Source organism: Coprococcus aceti (genome assembly GCF_025567285.1).
In the GTDB taxonomy this organism is placed as follows: Bacteria; Bacillota; Clostridia; order Lachnospirales; family Lachnospiraceae; genus Coprococcus; species Coprococcus aceti.
This window is the reverse complement of the sequence record NZ_JAOQJT010000002.1, coordinates 351,824-372,115: the sequence shown is the minus strand read 5'-3', so window position 1 is coordinate 372,115 and position 20,292 is coordinate 351,824. Positions and strand designations below refer to the sequence as shown.

Annotated in this window: 16 protein-coding genes; 15 read left to right on the top strand and 1 reads right to left on the bottom strand. The window is 40.4% G+C overall.

Features of this window, described 5'->3' with window-relative positions; all coding sequences use genetic code 11:
• The first annotated feature begins 58 nt into the window (after nucleotides 1-58).
• From OCV54_RS04100 to OCV54_RS04080, 5 genes are all read left to right on the top strand, one after another.
• Entirely contained in the window at nucleotides 59-1,552 is a 1,494-nt protein-coding gene (locus tag OCV54_RS04100; RefSeq protein ID WP_055222730.1) for a GGDEF domain-containing protein, read from the top strand.
• A gap of 114 nt (nucleotides 1,553-1,666) precedes the next feature.
• Entirely contained in the window at nucleotides 1,667-2,839 is a 1,173-nt protein-coding gene (locus OCV54_RS04095) for an ABC transporter substrate-binding protein (protein WP_055222728.1), read from the top strand.
• Nucleotides 2,840-2,936: 97 nt separating this feature from the next.
• Nucleotides 2,937-3,578, top strand: coding sequence for a TetR/AcrR family transcriptional regulator (locus tag OCV54_RS04090; RefSeq protein WP_055144308.1), 642 nt, complete (start codon nucleotides 2,937-2,939; stop codon nucleotides 3,576-3,578).
• 245 nt (nucleotides 3,579-3,823) lie between these two features.
• Nucleotides 3,824-4,525: an ABC transporter ATP-binding protein gene (locus OCV54_RS04085; protein WP_055222726.1), complete on the top strand. Its 702-nt coding sequence runs from the start codon at nucleotides 3,824-3,826 to the stop codon at nucleotides 4,523-4,525.
• 1 nt (nucleotide 4,526) lies between these two features.
• Nucleotides 4,527-7,250, top strand: a complete 2,724-nt coding sequence (locus OCV54_RS04080; RefSeq protein ID WP_055222724.1) for an FtsX-like permease family protein — start codon at nucleotides 4,527-4,529, stop codon at nucleotides 7,248-7,250.
• A 94-nt stretch (nucleotides 7,251-7,344) separates the two neighbouring features.
• Here OCV54_RS04080 and OCV54_RS04075 read toward each other — a convergent pair whose 3' ends face one another.
• A complete protein-coding gene (locus OCV54_RS04075) occupies nucleotides 7,345-7,701 on the bottom strand; it encodes a helix-turn-helix domain-containing protein (RefSeq protein ID WP_055144312.1) in 357 nt (118 codons plus the stop codon).
• 143 nt (nucleotides 7,702-7,844) lie between these two features.
• On the opposite strand from OCV54_RS04075, the gene OCV54_RS04070 reads away from it, so the two are divergent.
• The 10 genes from OCV54_RS04070 (at nucleotide 7,845) to OCV54_RS04025 (ending at nucleotide 20,264) form a co-directional block, all read left to right on the top strand.
• Nucleotides 7,845-8,681, top strand: a complete 837-nt coding sequence (locus tag OCV54_RS04070) for a hypothetical protein (protein ID WP_055144314.1) — start codon at nucleotides 7,845-7,847, stop codon at nucleotides 8,679-8,681.
• Between the two features lie 10 nt (nucleotides 8,682-8,691).
• Nucleotides 8,692-9,966 (top strand): NPCBM/NEW2 domain-containing protein, encoded by a 1,275-nt coding sequence (locus OCV54_RS04065; protein WP_022216369.1) that lies wholly within the window; start codon nucleotides 8,692-8,694, stop codon nucleotides 9,964-9,966.
• Between the two features lie 88 nt (nucleotides 9,967-10,054).
• Nucleotides 10,055-10,981 carry a hypothetical protein gene (locus OCV54_RS04060; protein WP_022216370.1) on the top strand — a complete coding sequence of 309 codons (927 nt, stop codon included), beginning with the start codon at nucleotides 10,055-10,057 and terminating at the stop codon, nucleotides 10,979-10,981.
• 98 nt (nucleotides 10,982-11,079) lie between these two features.
• Nucleotides 11,080-11,946, top strand: coding sequence for a hypothetical protein (locus tag OCV54_RS04055; protein ID WP_055144316.1), 867 nt, complete (start codon nucleotides 11,080-11,082; stop codon nucleotides 11,944-11,946).
• 167 nt (nucleotides 11,947-12,113) lie between these two features.
• Nucleotides 12,114-13,544 (top strand): alanine/glycine:cation symporter family protein, encoded by a 1,431-nt coding sequence (locus OCV54_RS04050; protein ID WP_022216372.1) that lies wholly within the window; start codon nucleotides 12,114-12,116, stop codon nucleotides 13,542-13,544.
• 20 nt (nucleotides 13,545-13,564) lie between these two features.
• A complete protein-coding gene (locus tag OCV54_RS04045) occupies nucleotides 13,565-14,527 on the top strand; it encodes an NYN domain-containing protein (protein WP_022216373.1) in 963 nt (320 codons plus the stop codon).
• A gap of 171 nt (nucleotides 14,528-14,698) precedes the next feature.
• Nucleotides 14,699-17,269 (top strand): tubulin-like doman-containing protein, encoded by a 2,571-nt coding sequence (locus OCV54_RS04040; protein ID WP_055222723.1) that lies wholly within the window; start codon nucleotides 14,699-14,701, stop codon nucleotides 17,267-17,269.
• A 93-nt stretch (nucleotides 17,270-17,362) separates the two neighbouring features.
• Nucleotides 17,363-18,109: a 4'-phosphopantetheinyl transferase family protein gene (locus OCV54_RS04035; protein WP_172674879.1), complete on the top strand. Its 747-nt coding sequence runs from the start codon at nucleotides 17,363-17,365 to the stop codon at nucleotides 18,107-18,109.
• A 37-nt stretch (nucleotides 18,110-18,146) separates the two neighbouring features.
• A complete protein-coding gene (locus OCV54_RS04030; RefSeq protein WP_015535018.1) occupies nucleotides 18,147-18,647 on the top strand; it encodes a helix-turn-helix domain-containing protein in 501 nt (166 codons plus the stop codon).
• A gap of 21 nt (nucleotides 18,648-18,668) precedes the next feature.
• On the top strand, nucleotides 18,669-20,264 hold the full coding sequence (locus tag OCV54_RS04025; RefSeq protein ID WP_055222719.1) for a peptide chain release factor 3: 1,596 nt from the start codon (nucleotides 18,669-18,671) through the stop codon (nucleotides 20,262-20,264).
• Nucleotides 20,265-20,292 lie beyond the last annotated feature (28 nt).

Sequence of the window (20,292 nt, the reverse complement as noted above, 5' to 3'; positions counted from 1 at the left end):
ATTTACAAATAATAGTTGTTATATAATAGCTATGTATATAACACGGGGGAAGAAAGATATGTCAGCAAACAGCAGGAACAGAACTGAATATGAGATAAGCAAAGCCAGGAGGAGATTCGCTATCATCTTCCTGGCTGCTGTTGTTGCCACAGCAGGTATGATATCTTTTATCATAACAAAACAGGCAGTTGATAATATGAGAAGCAAGATAGTGAATCTTATATCGTCTAACAACCAACAGCTTGGATACAACGTCGACAATTATCTTGTCGGTATAGAAGATACAGTGGCTCTTTTTTTCTCCGATGATCAGCTGTGTGAGTATGATGCCACAGATGATAGTCTGGATGAATTTACCAGAATACAGCAGGAAGCGGCGATTCAGAATAGGATAAGTGACCTTGGTGTGTTTGACAACTTTACAGATTTTGGTGTCGTATATTCCAATGACAAGAGCGTGGGATGGATTTCCAACACAACACTTCAGGCTTTTCCGGATGGAGGAATATATACATATTTTACTGGACATATAAATGACGAGAAGACAATGTCCGGTTGGTTTTTTGATTATTTAAACAGTCCAGACAGGCTTTTCTACGTCAAGAAACTTAATGAAAATGCTGTGATCGTAACTTCTTTCTATAGCAGGGAACTAAGTTCAGTGGTGAATTTAAGTCATGAACTCAAGGATATGAGGGTGTGTCTTGTAAATGATTTCGAGGAAGTTGCGTATTCAAATAATGCAAAATGCGTTGGAGAAAAAATTGAAGTGAACCTTCCAAAGGAAAATGACGACTTCGAATATCAGACAAATTCGGATGGATATGTTATATCCGTAGCACAATGTTCAAATGGCTGGAGAGTAGTGTCTTACATAGGTGAATCTGAGATATTCAAAGAAGTAGGGAGATTGAAATTGTATTCATTTGTAGCAACTCTTGTGCTGGCTTTATTGGTTGTTGTGACAGGAAGCATTGTATTGAAAAGAATATATACACCTGTTTCCGGAGCTATTGAGGAATTAAAGCAAAAGGCTGAATATGACCAGCTTACAGGACTTATGAATAAAGCTTCGTTTGGAGAAGTTGTTGGATCCTGTCTTGAGGAAAAGTCAGAAACAGTCACACATGTGTTTATAATGATAGATATGGACAATTTTAAAAAGGTAAATGATACTTTGGGTCATGGAGAAGGGGATGTGGTTCTGTCTAAAACTGCTGAACTCTTCACAAAAATGCTTGGAGCAGATTCCGTGATCGGACGGGTAGGTGGTGATGAGTTTGCAGTGTACAGGAAGTTTACTGGATGGACTTTGGAAAGTGTTAGAAAGAAAATGGAATTTGAGCTGAGACTGTTGGCTGAAGATTTTACCAGAACGATTTCGAAACAATATACTGAATGTAATCTTTCGTTATCAGCAGGTGTTTACATAGTAGATGGAGAGAACTCATCTGATTATGAAAGCATGATGAAGAAGGCTGATACCGCTTTGTATAAATCAAAGAGAAACGGAAAAAGTCAGTATAGCTGGTTCGTTGAAAATCAGGATTGATCAGAGGTGAAACAGATGAAACATATAATTAAAAATCACAAAAGAGGATTATCGGTTTTGATGATGCTTTTTTTGCTTTTTGTAATTAGTGGTTGCGGAGAGCAAAAAACAGATATGGCTGTCGGGGATACGATAACTATAGAATATTCCTGGTGGGGCGATGATAGTAGAAACCAGTACACACTGGATGCTGTTGATATATTTGAAAAAGAAAATCCAGAAATAAACGTCAAATGCAAATATGGTGTGTGGAATGGATACGAGAAAAGACAGCATATATATATGAAATCACAGGAGACTCCGGATGTTATGCTCATAAATTATGGCTGGCTTGATACATATTCTTCTGACGGATCTGGCTTTTATGATCTTAATACGCTTTCGGATTATATTGATTTTGAAAACTATACTGAAGAAGAGCTTGCCTTTGGAACAAAAAATGGAAGATTAAATGCTGTTCCTATCGCGTTCAATACGGAGACTTTTTATTATAATGAGACTCTTTGGAACTCATATGGACTTAGTATTCCCAGAACATGGGATGACTTGTTTGATGCAGCCAGAATCATGAGCAAAGATGGGGTATATCCTCTGGGCATGACAAAAAAATCATTATTTTTTATGCTGCTTTCACATTATATACAGACAACCGGAAATGATCCGGTCAAATCTGATGGCACATTGAATCTGAATAAGGAACAGATAGGTGACATGTTGGATTTTTATAAGGAACTACTTGATAAAAAAGTCTTAATGTCTGTAGATTCATTTAACAGGAATGCTTTTGCCAGCGGTGAGGTTGGCGGCACTCTTGCGTGGGTAAGTGATGCAGGAGGATATTGTGATCCTTTGAAGGAAAATGGATATGATGTAAAAATAGGAGAATACATATGTGAGCCGGGGGCAAAATCTTTAGGCTGGTTTGTTAAACCTGCAACAATGTATGCGATAAGTAATAATACTGAACACCCAGAAGCGGCCGCAAAGCTGTTGAATTATCTGTTGAACGGTGAGGAAATGACTTTAAGACAGGGAACAGAAAAGGGTGTTCCGATCAGCAGTTCGGCACTTGCTGTTCTTGATGAGCATGATATGCTGACTGGATTTGAGGTACAGGCAGATGCTATGAGAAAAGAAAACAGCGACAAATTGTCGATTATGGCACCGATATTGGAATCTGAGGATGTGTATGGATCATTTAAATCAGATTCTGACTATTATCTGTACGATAAGTTGAGCCGTGATGAGACTATAGACAGAATTTATAGCGATATGTATAAGGAATAAAATAGTTGACAAAATGATCGATATGTTTTAACATAACGGTGTTATCAAGCGTAACACTGTTATGTTATTTTATATTATAATTAAATGGGTGAGGATTATGGCAAAGAAAATACAACATGACAGCGAGACGAGGAAAGAACTTCTAAAGTGTGCCAAGGAAGAGTTCATGGATAAGGGATTTATGGGTGCGTCACTTAGAAATATATGTCAGAAGGCAGGAGTGACAACCGGAGCTTTATATTTCTTTTTTAAGGATAAGGACGATCTGTTCTGCAATGTTGTGGGACATATGATGGACAGACTCAACGCTGTGTTGACCGAGCATTTTTCCGTTGAGGTGGACGAGATGAACAATGGCATGGCATCAGACCACAATGAGGACAGTGATTTTGAGTCGGCCAGGAACATAGTGCATGAGATTTATATGCATAGAGAAGAAGTGCTTCTTGTTCTTACGAAGTCACAGGGATCCAGCATGGAGAGCATGCCAGACAATATAGTGGATCAGATGGATGCACACAATGCATTTATATGTGAGGCGATGTGCAGGGCTTATGGAACACCGATGGTTGACAGGAATGTGGTACATTGGATGTCTCATTCACAGATTGATATGTTTATATTCATGGTGACACATATTGACAATGAGAAGGATGCCTTGAAGTTCGTTGAGACAGGTATGAAATATCTGATCTCAGGCTGGTATGGCCTGGTTAAGCCGTGGCAGGATCCAGAATAAGATTTGACCGGAATAGAAAATTGAAAACAGTAAAATGAAAAATGTGGTACAGGGGAATCAAATTCCCATTATGTCTTATTACAGGTCTTCCGAATTGCTGGGAAGACCTAAAAAAAGGCTTAAACCATAACAGCGTTATGTATGCAAATGAACATTTGAATAGCTACTAAAGTGTAATGAGTTGCTATAAAAAATAAAGTAAATGAAAATTAGAACAACGAGGATATCATAAAGGAGGAAAAATTATGTATTTGGAAGTGTCAGGAGTAAAGAAGAGCTATGGAGAGGGTGGAAGCTATGTGCAGGTGCTTAAAGGTATAAACACAGGTGTTGAAAAAGGACAGATGTGTGTTATACAGGGAACGTCAGGTTCAGGTAAGTCAACACTTCTGAACTGTATAGGTGGTCTTGACACCATGGATTCAGGTTCGATAAAGGTTGACGGCACAGAGATATTTGGCATGACCAGCGACCAGCTTTCAGATTACAGACGAGATAATCTGGGATTCATATTTCAGTTCTACAATCTAGTTCCAAACCTCACAGTGAGAGAGAACATACAGGTGTGTGAGTATCTGACTGATGATCCGCTTCCTGTGGATGATCTTATCAAGACACTGGGACTTACGGAGCATCAGAACAAGTTCCCTTCACAGCTCTCAGGTGGACAGCAGCAGAGATGTGCTATAGCGAGAGCTCTGGTGAAAAATCCAAAACTTCTCCTCTGTGATGAACCGACAGGAGCTCTTGACTCCAAGACATCCAGAGATATTCTTGTTCTTCTCGAGGAGATAAATGCGAAGTATGGAACGACCATGCTGATAGTAACACATAACAATTCCATCAAGAATATGGTTCACAAGGTTATCTTCATAAAGGATGGCCTTATAAGCAAGGAGTATGAGAACGAAGTGAGAGTTCCAGCGTCAGAATTGGAGGATTTGTAATATGCAGAAGGTTTTGAGAAAAAGGGTTCTGAGGGATCTGAAGAATAATCTGTTCAGATACATAGCACTTGCATTTCTTATCATCATGGGTATGTATGTCATTGTCTCGCTGATAGGAGCCGGATATACGATCATTGACAATGGCGAGACACATGACGAGGCAAATAAGATAGAGGATGGTCAGTTTTCCGTATTCGTTCCACTGAGCGATGATGAGATCTCCCAGCTTGAGGATGCTGGCGCAGAGGTTGAGGGGATGTTCTACGAGGACTACGAGGTCATGGATGGCAAGACATTGAGGGTATTTGCCAACAGGGAGAACATAGATCTTGTGGAATGTGATGAGGGAAATCTTGCGGAGGCTGATGATGAGATAGTTGTTGAGAAGAGATTCAGTCAGGTAAATGATATTTCTGTCGGAGATATAATACAGATAGCAGGAAATGAATTCAAGGTGACAGGAATAGGGACATCACCTGATTATAATGCTCTTTTCAAGGAGATGTCAGATACTGTAGTTGACAGTAAGGTGTTTGGAACAGTATTCGTTACAGAGGGTGCATATGATAAACTTCATGCAACAGGCGAGAGTGTTAAGACAGAGACATATCTTTATGCGTTCAGACTTAAGGGTAAGACCACATGTGATGATGTGAAGGACGCTCTTGAGGACATTAAGGTTGACACAGACAGAATAGATGATGAGTATTTCCAGGAATACTGGGATAGAACTGGCGCAGCCATAAACGATTTCAAGGATGGCATAAAGGATCTTAAGTCAGGCGCAAATGAACTTGCAGATGGACTTGGAGAACTCACTGATAACAACAGGAAGCTCAACAATGCGGCACAGGAGCTGTTTGACGCATACCTTGAACAGGCGTCATCATCTCTCTCAGCGTATGGTTTGGATACAGAGCTCACAGAGGATAATTACAATGACGAGATGAAGAAGATCGCCGACAGTCAGGGCGGAGTTTTGGCGATGAGCATTGAAAGTGCCCTGAGTGACATTGACAGCATCAAGGCATTCAAGGACGGTATTAAGGAGTATACCGACGGAGCTGCAGAGGCAAAGGATGGCTCGGATGAGCTTGCGGATGGAGTGGCAGAACTCAAGAAGGAGACGGATTCATTCCTCAAGGATTACGACACAGATCTTGCAAATATTACATCATTTGTGACAAGTGATGATAATCCGAGAACAGGCGGAGCCGCTGATGACCAGCAGATCAATGTACAGGCGGGATATTTCTTCGGTGTGCTGCTCATGCTTCTGTTCACATATGTCATATCGGTATTCGTTGTACATGGAATAGAGAAGGAGAGCAGCGTCATAGGTGCACTTTATGCCCTGGGGGTCAAGAGAAGAGATCTCATGATGCATTATCTGACACTTCCGGTCATAGTCACAACAGCTGCAGGCATAATCGGTTTCCTGATCGGGATAAGCAATGTTGGAATCCCTGTTCAGATGGCAGATGCATATGCGTATTATTCAATTCCTGCTATGGATGTGAAGATCCCGCCGATTCTTATAGTGTACGGTATCGTGATGCCGCCACTGGCAGCGATAGTTGTGAACTACTTCGTTATCAGAAAGAAGCTCTCACAGACAGCTCTTTCACTTATAAAGAATGAGATCAAGCAGCCGAAGGGCAGCAATGTCGATCTCGGAGACATGGGATTTGTCGGAAGATTCAGAGTCAGACAGATGCTCAGAGAGATGAGAACAGGGTTGACCGTTGTGATTGGAATGTTTATAGCCCTCATATGCCTGATGTTAAGCCTTAACACTGCAACTTTCTGTTCAAAGGTCAAGAAGCAGAATGTGGAGGATACCCATTATGAATATATGTATACATACAAATATCCTACAGAGAATCCCCCTGAGGGCGGTGAGGCAGCGTATGCTAAGACTTTGAAGAAAGAGGTATATGGTTACAACTGGGATGTGACAGTTCTTGGACTTTCAAAGAATACTAAGTATTTTGATGTTGACCTTAAGAATGGCAAGAACAGAGTTGCCATATCATCATCATTTGCTGAGAAATATGGTTATGGTGTGGGTGACGAAATCGTGCTCCACGACGAGGAGAATGATATAGATTATGGTTTTACAGTGGACAGCGTGACACAGTATACTCCGGCATTTTATGTTTTCATGACTATAGATGATGCAAGGGAGCTGTTCGGAGCTGGAAGTGATGAGTACAATGTAGTATTTTCAGACAAGGATCTGGAGGTTGATCCTGCAAGACTTTACGCAACCACAACAAAGGCCGATATAGAGTCGGCTGCTGGAATATTTGCAGATCAGATGAGAAGTATGGTTATTATGATAGTTATTATCTCGACACTTATATTCGTAGTGGTAATGTATTTGATGATGAAGGTTATGATTGACAGATCAGCATTCTCGATTTCATTGATAAAGGTGTTTGGTTTCAGGACGAAGGAGATCAGAAAGCTATATCTGGATGGCAATTTCTTCATAATCGCAATCGGAGCAGCCATATGCCTGCCACTTGCAAAGCTTATAATGAGTGCAGTGTATCCTTCTCTGGTGTCAAATGTAAACTGCGGCGTCAAGCTGACATTTGCCCCGTGGCTCTGGGCTGCGCTTTACGGCGGAATACTTGTCCTGTATTTTATAATCAACAGAGTTCTGGTCGGCAGATTGAACAAGATCGTGCCGGCTGAGGTGCTGAAGAACAGAGAGTAAGAAAAAAATAGATTATGGCAAAAATGTAAAAGCGTAGGTGAATTGTTTTCACCTGCGCTTTTTCTTATCTATAACATAATATGAAACAAATAATTTATTCAGAATCGTTGGTAGATAAATCTGATTTAGCAAATCCTCGAGCGTAGTACATAAAAAGTTTTTTGTCAGATTTTGATAATTTGTTGTATAGAGATAATAACTCTTGCTCATCTTCTGTTAGGCTCATATAAGGAATGTTTTCAGCATGTTTGTCGGAGAAAAAATCAGACATGGAGATATTTAATCCGGAACAAATCTTTTCTAATGTAGGAATTGTGGGCTGTGTGTTCTTCAAGAACATTGAGTTTAAAGAAGAGTAAGGAATATCAGCTTCTTTTGCCAATTTGTAGATAGACCAGTTCCTTAATTTCATATATGTTTCTATTTTTTTTAGAATTTCGTTGTTATTCATATATTCTACCTCGCATGATAATTATTTTACAGTTTCATGAAATGAAAGTTAGATATATAAATACGTTATAAAGGTTGAAAATATGACGTATATTCGTTATAATGCTTATAAGTTAAATTTTAACGATGAAGTGAGGAGAGTATATGAATAGGGAAAAAAATAAAACAGTTGTGACAGTGCTAACAATAAATGTTGTAGTTATTATAGTTATAGGGTTGATTGTAGTTGGATACTTCTATAAAAAAAGATATGACATTTCTGAACTATATATGAGGATTACTCCTGAAAAAATAGAAAGAGATATAAAAGACTTCGAAGTAAGTGGCTCATTGATGGGCAACTATAAAGATGTAGATGGATTTGGGGAGGGGCATATAACAGACTATGAGATAACCACAAGTGAAAATCAAATAAAAGTAAATTGTGAATTTTCATATGAAAGCAGTCTGGGAAAACTGTATGTAGATAATATTAGATTTAATTATAAAGTTAAGGGATTATTTAACACAACATATTATTTGGTATGGGCTAATGCAGAATATACATCATCTAAATTTGAATATAATAAGTCTCCATATCTGACACCAAGACAACTTCTGAATTATATCAATCGTCAACAGGGAACGGATTATGCAAATGTTGAAACGGTCATGCTTGTAAGTGCTGGTGAACAAATAGATATGTACAATCCTGATTACGATTTTTATTATTGTGTAGATGAACTTGATGCTTTGGAGTATTATGTTCAATTTTGGCATAATGATCTTACAACAGATTATATTTATGTAACAGTTGACTGGAATGAGAATTCAGAAGATTGGGATGTTGTAGCATCACAGACTTCTACCAAAAAAATTCATTCTGATTTTTTGATGCTTGGTATGACAAAATATATGAGGGCAGATGGATATCTTGATGATTCTCAGATGGATACTGTTTGTGATGTAAACAATCAAATTCTGAGAAATCTTAATGAATAGGGGGATGGGAATGAAAAGTAAAGTAATAATTTTATCTGTGCTGTGTGTGATTACTTTGCCTCTGTTGTATGGATGTACAACTGTAAAACAGGCAAAAGAAGAAACAGAAAATTATGTTGAATCATACAATTCCGGGAGTATAGATTATGAGGCTGCAGTAGATGGATTGTCTGGAATTGAGACGGATAATCAGGAAGTTGAACAATATATAACTCAGAAAAAAGCAGATTTAGCGGATCTAAGAAAGTCAAAGCTCAATTATGATAAAGCAGAGGAATTATATAATTCAGAAAAATATGGTGCGGCAATTCCCTACTATGAAAAAGTATCTGTAAATGATACTAATTACGATGATTCTCAAAATAAGATAAAGGAATCTGAGACAAAATTTATAGAGATGACTGTAGCTGAGGCAGAAATATACGTTAAAGATAAAAAATATCTTAAGGCAATAGATGTATATAAGAGCGCTATGAAAGTGTATGATGATGGGTCACTTAGCGGAAAAATAGAAGATGTGGAAAAAACATATAGGGATTATATGGAGAGTGAAGCTGCATCATATGAGAAAGAAAAGGACTGGTCTGATGCAATAGGTATATATGATGAGTTGGAAAATTATTTTAAGGATGACTCATATAAGGTAAAGAAAGCAGAAACTAAAAATGAATGTATTAACGCTGCAATAGATAAGGCAGAAACTCATACAAAAAATAATGAATATGATACAGCAAAAAAAGTAATTAACGATGCAATAAATATAGTTGGTAAAGATGTAGAGTTATTAGATGAGCTTGAAAGAATTTCTAGTTTTGAGCCTGTGTCGCTCTCTGATTTGGATGAATTTTACAAGGATAGCGACATACATAAGTGGGCTGGAATAGATAAGGATAACACTGGAACTTCTTATTCTTCCGGTATATTACTTAGTGAATCTGGAGGATATATGTTTTCAGACTCGGAAAGCAGCGAAATAGAATATTTACTCGGCGGTAAGTATGACAAGTTGTCAGGTAAGGTTGTATTACATTATGACTGTAAGGATAATGCTGAATCCTCTGCGGCTGGTAAAGTAAAAATATATGGCGACGGTGAGCTGCTATATTCATCGGATGTTGTTAAGAGTGGTGTTCTGCCTCAGAATTTTGATTTGAATATAACTGGTGTTAATAGATTAAAAATCGAATTTATATGGATGTTAACGCCGTATGGTTTTGACATGGGTCAAATAGAGATAGGCGTTGTAACTCCTATAGTTCAGAAGAGCTACATGAGTAAAAAATAATAAAAGAATCAAAAAGAGGGGAGGCATACTAGAAACTTATTTATAATTTGAATAATATACGGCAATCTGCTGAGAAAGAGGCGAAGAGATGATGAAATTAAGAAAAACAATAATAGGATCCTGTGCAGTATTAGGAATTGCATTATTGTGCTCCTGTGGAAATAATGGTAAATCAGGTTCTGGAGTGTTATCTACAGAGGTAATAACTGAGGAGACAACGACAGAGGCGACAACAACAGAAGCAACTACAACAGAGGCAACAACAGAAGTGACAACAGAAGAAACCACAACAGAAGTAACAACCACTGAGGTAACCACAACAGAAGCGTCAAATATAATTACAGATAATGGCTCACCTATGTCGTACAAAGAGGCTGTAAATGCATATGAGAATGAAGGTGAACGATATTTTAAAAAATATTGGATACAGCATGAGGACAGATTGTATTCAATGGATTCTTCACATGTCCTTGATGAGAATGATAATAGTTATATTAAATTTACCGATTCAGATTTCTCCTGCGTAAAGATGTATCCAGGTGATTTGTTGGTGGAATTTGGCGGAGGCTGGAATTATGATATATACCCTATTGAATCGGAGGGATATACAATGCCACAGGAATTTACTGTAGATGCAGATAATGGCTGTATAGAGTTTCGCAGAAAGAATTTGAGCGAAAAAATGGAAGAAAACAATATGCCTTTAAATAAAATCTATGAGATAAATGGAGAAACAGCAAGTAGTATACAGGATTACGTCGAAGTAAATGGTGATTACTATTTATCGTATACAGAACCGACAGGCATATTCTATAAATATTATTCAGATTATGAAAGCAAGGAAGGATCAGCTACGGTATCTGTGAAGTATTATGTATTAGGACAAAAATATTATGCAGAAGCGCAGACTGCTCCAGAGGGATATGGATACTATAAGATTCCAGAAGGTACACCTGCAGGGTTATATTGTGTTCGAACATCTGGATATTCGTTCATAATTGACATTATCGAATAGACACGCACTATTTTTTTACGGGAGAAAATTAAATTATGCAATTACCAATATTGATAATAGGATGCATTTGCTTGTTCATATTGTGTGTTCATTTATTTATGAAAAATGTGGACAAACATTCGGCGCTCGGAGTATGTGAGATAATTTTGATGGTGTGTGTAGGTATTGTCACAATTGTTTGGGGAATTATTCCTGAATTCGTAATGCTGGCTAATAAAGGAGCGGACAAAATAAAAAAGAATCTAATGAATACATCAGGTAGAGTGTGTGATGATAATGGGCATATTGTTGATGTTGATATTAGTGATGAAAGTCAGATAGATGTTCTGTCTGTTGACAATGTGATAAAAACAGATGAATACTATATTGTATATGATGTATCTGTGGATGTAAAAGTTCCTCAGGGATATTTAAGAGGTGTTCCTGTTACTGTTGAGAAAAATATGTTTGGCTCAGATACGATTGTCAAGTGGGATTACAATCTTGATGAAAAAGTATATTATTATGAGACAGTAATCAAGGAACGGCAGGAGAATGCAGATGCAGAAGATGTTTTGGATAATAATGACGAGGCGTTTGGTGATCAACATTATGTTAAATTTGAGTACACGAATGCACCGGCGTATACTGTTGGTGACGTGTTAGATTATATTGGTGTGAAAGGCCCGTATGAGGTTGCAACAGTATGTGTTGCATCTATAACGGACAATTATGATGCTTTGGAATATTATGCATTGTGGAGAGACAAAAACACAAAGGTTCGTCAAAAAGAATGGGTTAGAGCAGTGTATAATAGCGAATTAAAACAGTGGGAGCTATGCGATGGCGAGAAGAAAATAACTTCTTTGGATAGTGGCCTTGCAGAATATGCTTCAGAAAATGATGATACATACAATAATGACTATACAAATGATTATGTAATTGTAGAAAGTGATTCATCACTTAGCTGGGCAGAGATTGAATAGCTCCAAATACATAATTTGAGTTAAAAGTATATAACAATATTATATAAATTAAAAACCGCATCCATGACTAAAGTGGATGCGGTTTTTCTTGCACAACAAGCACAATGTATTGTAAAATCATACTTGGTATGTAAAAAATAAGAAAAACGAAAAGAGAAAGAGCAGATATGGATAAATTACTTAAGATCATTACTGATGTTAATTCATCGGTGAACAATTTTATATGGGGAGTGCCATCCATGATATGTATCGTGGGTGTAGGACTGTGGCTCCTTATACGAAACCGAGGTGTTCAGTTTACAAAGTTCGGTTATGCGTTCAAGCACACATTCGGAAAGATATTCAACAAGAAAGAGACATCGGACGGTGCTATAAGTCCGTTTCAGGCTGTGTGTACTGCGCTGGCGGGAACAGTTGGAACCGGTAATATAGCGGGGGTTGCGGGAGCGATTGCTATAGGAGGCCCTGGCGCCGTGTTCTGGATGTGGATATCAGCACTCCTTGGAATGGGAACAAAGTTTGCTGAGGTTGTACTGGCTGTTTTTTACAGAGAGAAAGATTCAAATGGAGACTGGGTCGGCGGACCAATGTACTATATCAAGAATGGTCTTGGCAAGAATGCATATTTCCTTGCCATAGCATATTCTGTTCTCGGAATACTCACTGTTTTTGGAACTGGAAATGCGACACAGGTAAATACCATAACTACGGCTATAGATTCAGCACTTTTTAATTATAATCTGGCTGACAGGAGCAATACATTTACCATCAATCTTGTGATAGGTATTATTATAGCCATATTGGTTGCACTTATTCTGATAGGGGGAATCAAAAGAATTGGAAGCGTGACAGAGAAGCTGGTCCCTTTCATGGCGGCTATGTACATCATCATGGCGGTGGTCCTTGTGTTTATAAATATCAAGAGCGTTCCAGGCGTATTTGCATCTATATTTGAGGGGGCATTCAATCCGAAGTCAGTGACCGGAGGAGTGGTTGGAAGCCTTTTTCTCAGCATGAGAAAGGGTGTTTCGAGAGGAATCTTTTCAAATGAGGCCGGCCTTGGAACAGGATCGATCGCACATGCGTGCTCTGATGTAAAACATCCTGTACAGCAGGGACTCTGGGGAATATTCGAGGTATTCATTGATACTATAGTTATATGTACACTTACAGCACTTGTAATACTGTGCAGTGGAACTGAGGTAGCCTATGGACAAGCAGCGGGAGCAGACCTCACGATCAACGGCTTTGTTGCAACCTACGGAAGCTGGATATCGATATTCACAGCAGTGGCTTTGTGTTGCTTTGCATTTTCAACTATACTCGGATGGGGCCTTTACGGTTCGAGATGTGTTGGATTCCTGTTTGGAAATAAGCTTATCAAGCCGTTCATGGTTGTGTATGCATTTGTTGCGATCATCGGTGCGACTATGGATCTCGGACTCCTCTGGGATATAGCGGACACCTTTAACGGACTTATGATCATACCTAACCTGATTGCAGTATTCATGCTGTCCGGTACGGTAGTGAAGCTTACCCGCGAGTATTTCCAGGACGGACCGGGCAGGTTTGGGGTTGAGACCGGAAAAGAGAACTGATAAATGAAAGGAACTTTTATATGGAAGAAATATCAAGTGAGATTTCTAACAAATATGCGATACTTATCGATTCAGAGAATGTATCGGCAAAATATATTGAGAGCATATTCGATGAGCTGTCAAGGCTCGGTTCAATAACAGTGCGAAAGATATATGGGGACTGGTCAAAGAATAACAATGGCTGGGACAAGGATTGCCTGCTGTCATATTCTATACAGCCTGTACAGCAGTTCTCATACACAGCAGGAAAGAATTCAACGGATTCGGCCATGATAATAGATGCGATGGATCTTCTCTATACGAGCAATATAGATGGATTCTGTCTGGTGACAAGCGACAGCGATTTCACTAGGCTTGCATCGAGACTCAGGGAGGCTGGCAAGCAGGTCATCGGAATGGGAGAGCGGAAGACTCCAAAAGCGTTCGTGAGTGCATGTACAAGCTTCAAGATCCTTGATTCACTGGTGACGGAGGATCTCAATAAGCCTGCGTCGAAGAATGCCATGCTTGAGGCTGCGGCCGTGGACGAGTCATATATCACGAGCATAAGGGATATAAAGAAGACTGTTTACAATATAATAGATGAGAATGACGACAAGGATAAGAAGACTCACATGGGTGAGATCGGAAGCCGCCTTGTGAACAAATATCCTGACTTTGACGTGAGAAATTATGGATATTCCAAGCTGTCAACATTCCTCAGTGAGGAGTTTGACGATCTGGATATAGACAGCGGCAGGCAGAAGTTTGTGTCCATCAAGAACCATATCGATCCTAAGAGTGCTGTCAAGCTGCGCATAGTGAGACTTCTCACGGAGAATTCTGACACTATGTACAATATGGGACTGCTGAATACAGAACTTAAGAATATTATACCCGGCTTCAGCATAAAGAAATATGGATACAGTAAGTTTTCAAGCTTTCTCAAAAGCTTCGGTTGTTTTGAGATCGTGGGAGACAGGGTAAAATTGACAGATAAGTAGAAAGTGTTTAATGCTTAAATATGTCAAAATTCAGAAAAAATGCCAAATAAATTAACGCTTTTTGTTGAAAATCAATAAGAATAGTGATAAATTGAAAATGTGGGTTTTCAGGTACAGAAAATTCACTATGGGGGAAGAAGTGTACGTGCATATTAAGGAGAGGCATAATCTATGATACTTATTGATACTCAAAAAGAGGAGTTTAGCAAATTAAAAGACATACGTGTTTTTGGACGTATAAGTCATGAGAACAGATTCAACAAGAATCTGCTCGTAATAGGTCTTGGGGGACTTGGAGGCAGGACCGTTTGCGCGCTTAAGGGTATGCTGATGGATAACATCACACCCGAGGATAACATTAATTTCCTCATGATAGATTCAGATATAGCAGAGATGGAGGCTACCATAGATGATAGCAAGGAGGGTGTCGGTTTCAATGCCCTTGAGGTTATCAGTATATACAGACCGGACATTGAGAATGTTCTGGAGAATGGAATCCAGAAGAATCCGATCCATGAGAATCTTGCAAACTGGATGGATCCTGAATTCCCGGCTATCACGATAGGAAGAGACGGAGCAAAGGGGAACAGACAGATTGGACGTCTGATGTTCTCGAATGCATATACGGATGTCAGAATGCTCCTTTTTGACAAGCTTCAGGATGTATACGACAAGACGACGGAGGGAACAGTCGATGTCCTGATCGTATCCGGAATCGCCGGAGGAACCGGAAGTGGAATCCTCTCAGATGTCGCATATAACATACGTGCGTATGGCAAGGCGAAGAAGTGGAACAATCTGAGGATTGGCGGTTGCCTGCTCACACCGGATGTACTGTTCGGTCATAAGGCTGTATATGAAGATACAGAGCTTGTGGCGAGACTCAATGCAAATGGATGTGCGACCCTCAAGGAAGTTGATTATTATATGAAGCTCTCCGAGAAGGATGACAACTATACATTTATCAGTAAGTCAAACAAGATGGTCATCAGGGAGAATCTCTTTGATGCCTGCATGCTTGTATCAGGTAGAAAGGACGAACAGGGCTACATACCTGAGGGATACATCACAAGGGATACAGCAAGCTTCCTCTACAGGCTAGCCAGCAACAAGTTCATTGGCAACAATGACGTGGAGAACGACAGGAAGCTTCTCAGGGATGTATTTTTTGAGAATGAGGGATATTCCATCACGAACTGGAAGATGGAGCACAGTGACGAGAATATCAAGAAGTCAAACTGCTATTACAAGGTAGTAAGCGAGGCTGACTACCATATTCCTATCAAAGAGATAGAGAATATGTGTGAGAATGATCTGTTTTCCCAGGCATATAAGGGATTGTTCAGATCTCCGTTCAAGGAGGGCAATGCCGGGGAGGATATCAAGAATGTACTCACAGAGCTCACTGTATTCTTGCAGGAAGAGCAGGGTGAGAATATCAAACTTGCCGTGAACGGTCTCATACAGTACGGTCAGATCACCAAGCCTACATATAAGATGATAAAGAAGAATACGGACGGTCTTCGAGAGGGCTTTGCCAAGAAGATGGAGAACTTTGAGAAGGAACTTCCGGTTATCATAAAGTCGATGAAGAACAAGCTTTGGAGTTCACTTGATGATGTGATATCCAAATATATGAATGAGTTTGGCCCATATGGCGCAATAGATGTCATAGGTGCACCGAGTGCCGGTGTAACAGATTCTACAAAGGGTATGATGGCTGAAGTCAGAAAGCTTGAGAAGATGATGAAGGATTATACACCGTCGGGTGAATATACCAGAATCATTGATTCCATCAAGACCATTGTTGCGAAGAGATTCTTCACTTTCCCTTCAGCGAAGAGGGAGACTGAGAATGGTTATTTCGATGCATGCATCAAGGAAGCACTTGCTGCGGAGAGAACAAAGCTTATAGATGAACTCGATGCACAGGATCTGTTTGGAGATACACTTAGATGGCTTCAGCAGAGGGCAGAGAGACTTGACGAGATATATTCACAGTTTGGAGAGGATCTGAAGAATTCCATCGAGGATCTTGCGAATAACGGTGATAAGGCTGTTGGCAATATACTCAAGAAAGCCAAGAGACATGAATTCCTTCCGACTGATTATGTCACATCCAGAAGGATAAAAGAGATGGAGACAGGGATCATCAAGCTCATGCTGGACAACGAGTCCAATATAGACAGTGGAAGAGTTGTTCCTGTCAAGGATGAGATGGAGAAGATATACAGAGAGCTGTTTTCCGGTGTCGGAGCATATGGTCCTGAGAAGATGTTCACAGTGGCATTTGCTGATAAGAAGCTCACGGAGCAGGATCTCAACGTTATGTACGGATCTCCGATCAACGACAGGAGAACATCCATCATGGAGGAGGCTGCCAGGGCGTTTGTGGATGATATATCAGAGGAACAGCCTCTGTGTGTTCTTGCTGACGGATATAAGGAGAAGCTTCTTGCAAAGAAATATATATCGGTTCCAAATGTGATGCCGTATTTCAGCAAGGCAGTCAAAGCGATACTGATGGCTCCACCTTACAATGAGAAGGAGGATTCAATAACGCTCAATCCGGGTGAGATAGAGATCTCGATCGATGATATATTTGTCGGTGTTCCGGTATCCATGATGCAGTGTGCGATGGAGATGCAGATGGCTTACAATGCAGTATATGATTACAAGGGACTTCATATTGATGAGGTGAACAAGGATATGAAGAGCTTCCCTGATTTTGTCACAATATAGGTTAGTTTATACAGCCCTTTAATATGCGAGTATTAAGGGGCTGTATTGTTGTTATGACCATGGCGTATTTGGTAGAAAGAGATGGAATTGGATTTGAATAAATCTTTTAACGGATACAGAGCATATATAATGGATACGGGGGCATTTGCTGACGATGGGATATATGGCAGATGTCTGGATGCAGTATCGGAATACAGAAGGTGTAAGGTGGAACGTCTCAGGAGGCGGGATGACAGGAATGCCAGTCTTGCAGCGGGAATCCTGCTTGCACATGCTCTCAGGGAATGTGCCGGAATTGATGAACGGCTGGTCACGTATGAGAAGAATAAGGCGGGAAAGCCGTTTATAAAGGACATTCAGTTTTCGATAAGCCATACCGAGGGTTGTGTGGCGGCTGCGATAGGCGGTGAGCCTTGTGGTATAGACGTTGAGAGAGTCAGAAGGATATCGGACAGCATAGTTAACCGCCTGTATTCGGATGAGGACAAAAAATGTGTGATGTCGTGTGCACACCCGGAAATATACAGCACATGTGTGTGGACAAGGCGCGAGGCGTACAGCAAGATGACCGGAACAGGCATACTTATGAAGGATGAGGAACAGAAAATGGTCATGGACAATGCACATATGGAGAAGAAGAATATCTGGCTGGGCAATTATGCCGTATGCAGGGCTGAGTGTGACGGCCGTATGCATATGGATGAAATAGCGGATCCTGCGCATGCAGAGGGAGATATGAATATAGACTTTATAGCTGCATTTTGCGCAGCTTCTGATGGAACTTTTTCACCGGATATTAAGATGATTGATTCGGCTGATATTGTGTGTTATTATGTTTAATTAGGTGTATTAGGAAGAACTACATAAGGAGAAAAAAATGAGTAAAAAAGCTACAAAGGCGCTTAACAATAAATATTATGTCGCAAGATATAATGCGTCTAAGGTGAACGATAACCTTACAAGCAGGGAGAAGAGTGCAGAGGTGCTCAATATAGACAGGACAAGGCTTTCAAGAATAGAGCTTGGCACAGTAGTTCCGTACCCTGAGGAGGTACTTTCCATGTCAAAGGCGTATGACATACCCGAGCTCTGTAACAGCTATTGTTCAGGCGACTGCCCTATAGGAAAAGAGACGGTGAAGCCGATAAATGCGGACAGCCTTGACAGGCTCATACTTCAGTTCCTCGGATCCTCCAAGAAGATGGAAGATATATCTGAGCAGCTTATAGAGATCACCGCTGATGGAATAGTCGACGAGACCGAGGTTGCAGCTTTTGATGCTGTCCTTGAGGAGCTGGAGAAGATGTCTGTGAATATACAGTCGCTTATGCTCTGGGCTCAGAAGAACAGGGACATTTTGAAGAATAAGAATCAATAAATTGTATATGAGGAAAAGATAATGGATGACAAGTTAAGAGAAGAGATCAACAGAAGAAGGACATTTGCTATAATTTCACATCCTGATGCAGGTAAGACTACACTCACAGAGAAGTTTCTGCTCTTTGGCGGCGCAATAAACACAGCGGGATCTGTAAAGGGAAAGGCAAATTCCAAATATGCAGTGTCGGACTGGATGGATATAGAGAAGGAGAGAGGTATCTCGGTAACCTCGTCTGTTCTGCAGTTCAATTATGACGGATATTGCATAAACATACTTGACACACCTGGACATCAGGATTTCTCGGAGGATACCTACCGTACACTTATGGCTGCGGATTCTGCGGTCATGGTGATCGATGCATCCAAGGGTGTTGAGGCTCAGACCATAAAGCTCTTCAAGGTATGTGTCATGAGACATATACCTATATTCACATTTATAAATAAGATGGACAGAGATGCAAGGGATACATTTGAGCTTCTCGATGATATAGAGACTGTTCTCGGTATCAAGACATGCCCTGTCAACTGGCCTATAGGTTCAGGAAAAGAGTTCAAGGGTGTATATGACAGAAAGACCAAGATAGTGTCCACGTTCCAGGCTATATCGACAGGTGGAGCCAAGAAGGCGGAGGAAACAGATTATCATATAGACGATGAGGCTCTCAAGGAGCTTGTCGGCCCATACCTCTTTGACCAGTTCAATGAGGAGATAGAGCTTATAGATGGTGCCACAGAGGAGATGGATATAGAGAAGGTCAGAGCCGGAGAGCTCTCCCCTGTATTTTTCGGTTCTGCGCTGAATACATTTGGTATCGAGCAGTTCCTGAACTATTTCCTTAAGATGACGACACCTCCTATCGGACGTAATTCATCAGAGGGAATCATAGATCCTGTAACAGAGCCGTTCTCAGCTTTTGTGTTCAAGATTCAGGCAAATATGAACAAGGCTCACAGAGACAGAATCGCATTTATGAGAATCTGCTCTGGTAAGTTTGAGGCAGGCATGGAGGTATATCATGCTGCCAGCAAGAGAAAGATCAAGCTTTCCCAGCCACAGCAGCTTATGGCTCAGGACAGGAAGATCGTCGACGAGGCGTATGCCGGTGACGTTATAGGTGTATTTGATCCTGATCTGTTCTCGATTGGAGATACGCTCACAACAGGCGGAAAGAAGTTTGAGTATGAGGGTATCCCTACATTTGCACCGGAGCACTTCTGCAGGGTTGTTCAGCTCAACAGCATGAAGCGTAAGCAGTTTGTCAAGGGTGTTACCCAGATTGCCCAGGAGGGTGCTATACAGATATTCCAGGAGTACACTGCGGGTCTTTCAGAGATCATAGTCGGAGTTGTCGGCGTACTTCAGTTTGATGTACTTAAGTACAGACTTGAGAATGAGTACGGCTGTGAGATAAGACTTGAGCCGATACCATATAACTATATCAGATGGGTGAAGGATCCTACCATAGACGTGACAAAGCTCAAGCGTGTGAGCGATGTCAAGAAGGTTAAGGACATGAAGGGTAATCCGCTTCTCCTGTTTGCAAATGAGTGGGTCATCGATCAGGTTCTCCAGCACAATGAGGGACTTGAACTTGAGGAGTTCAGAAAGAACTAGATATACGAAGATAAGAGACCATGAAGAT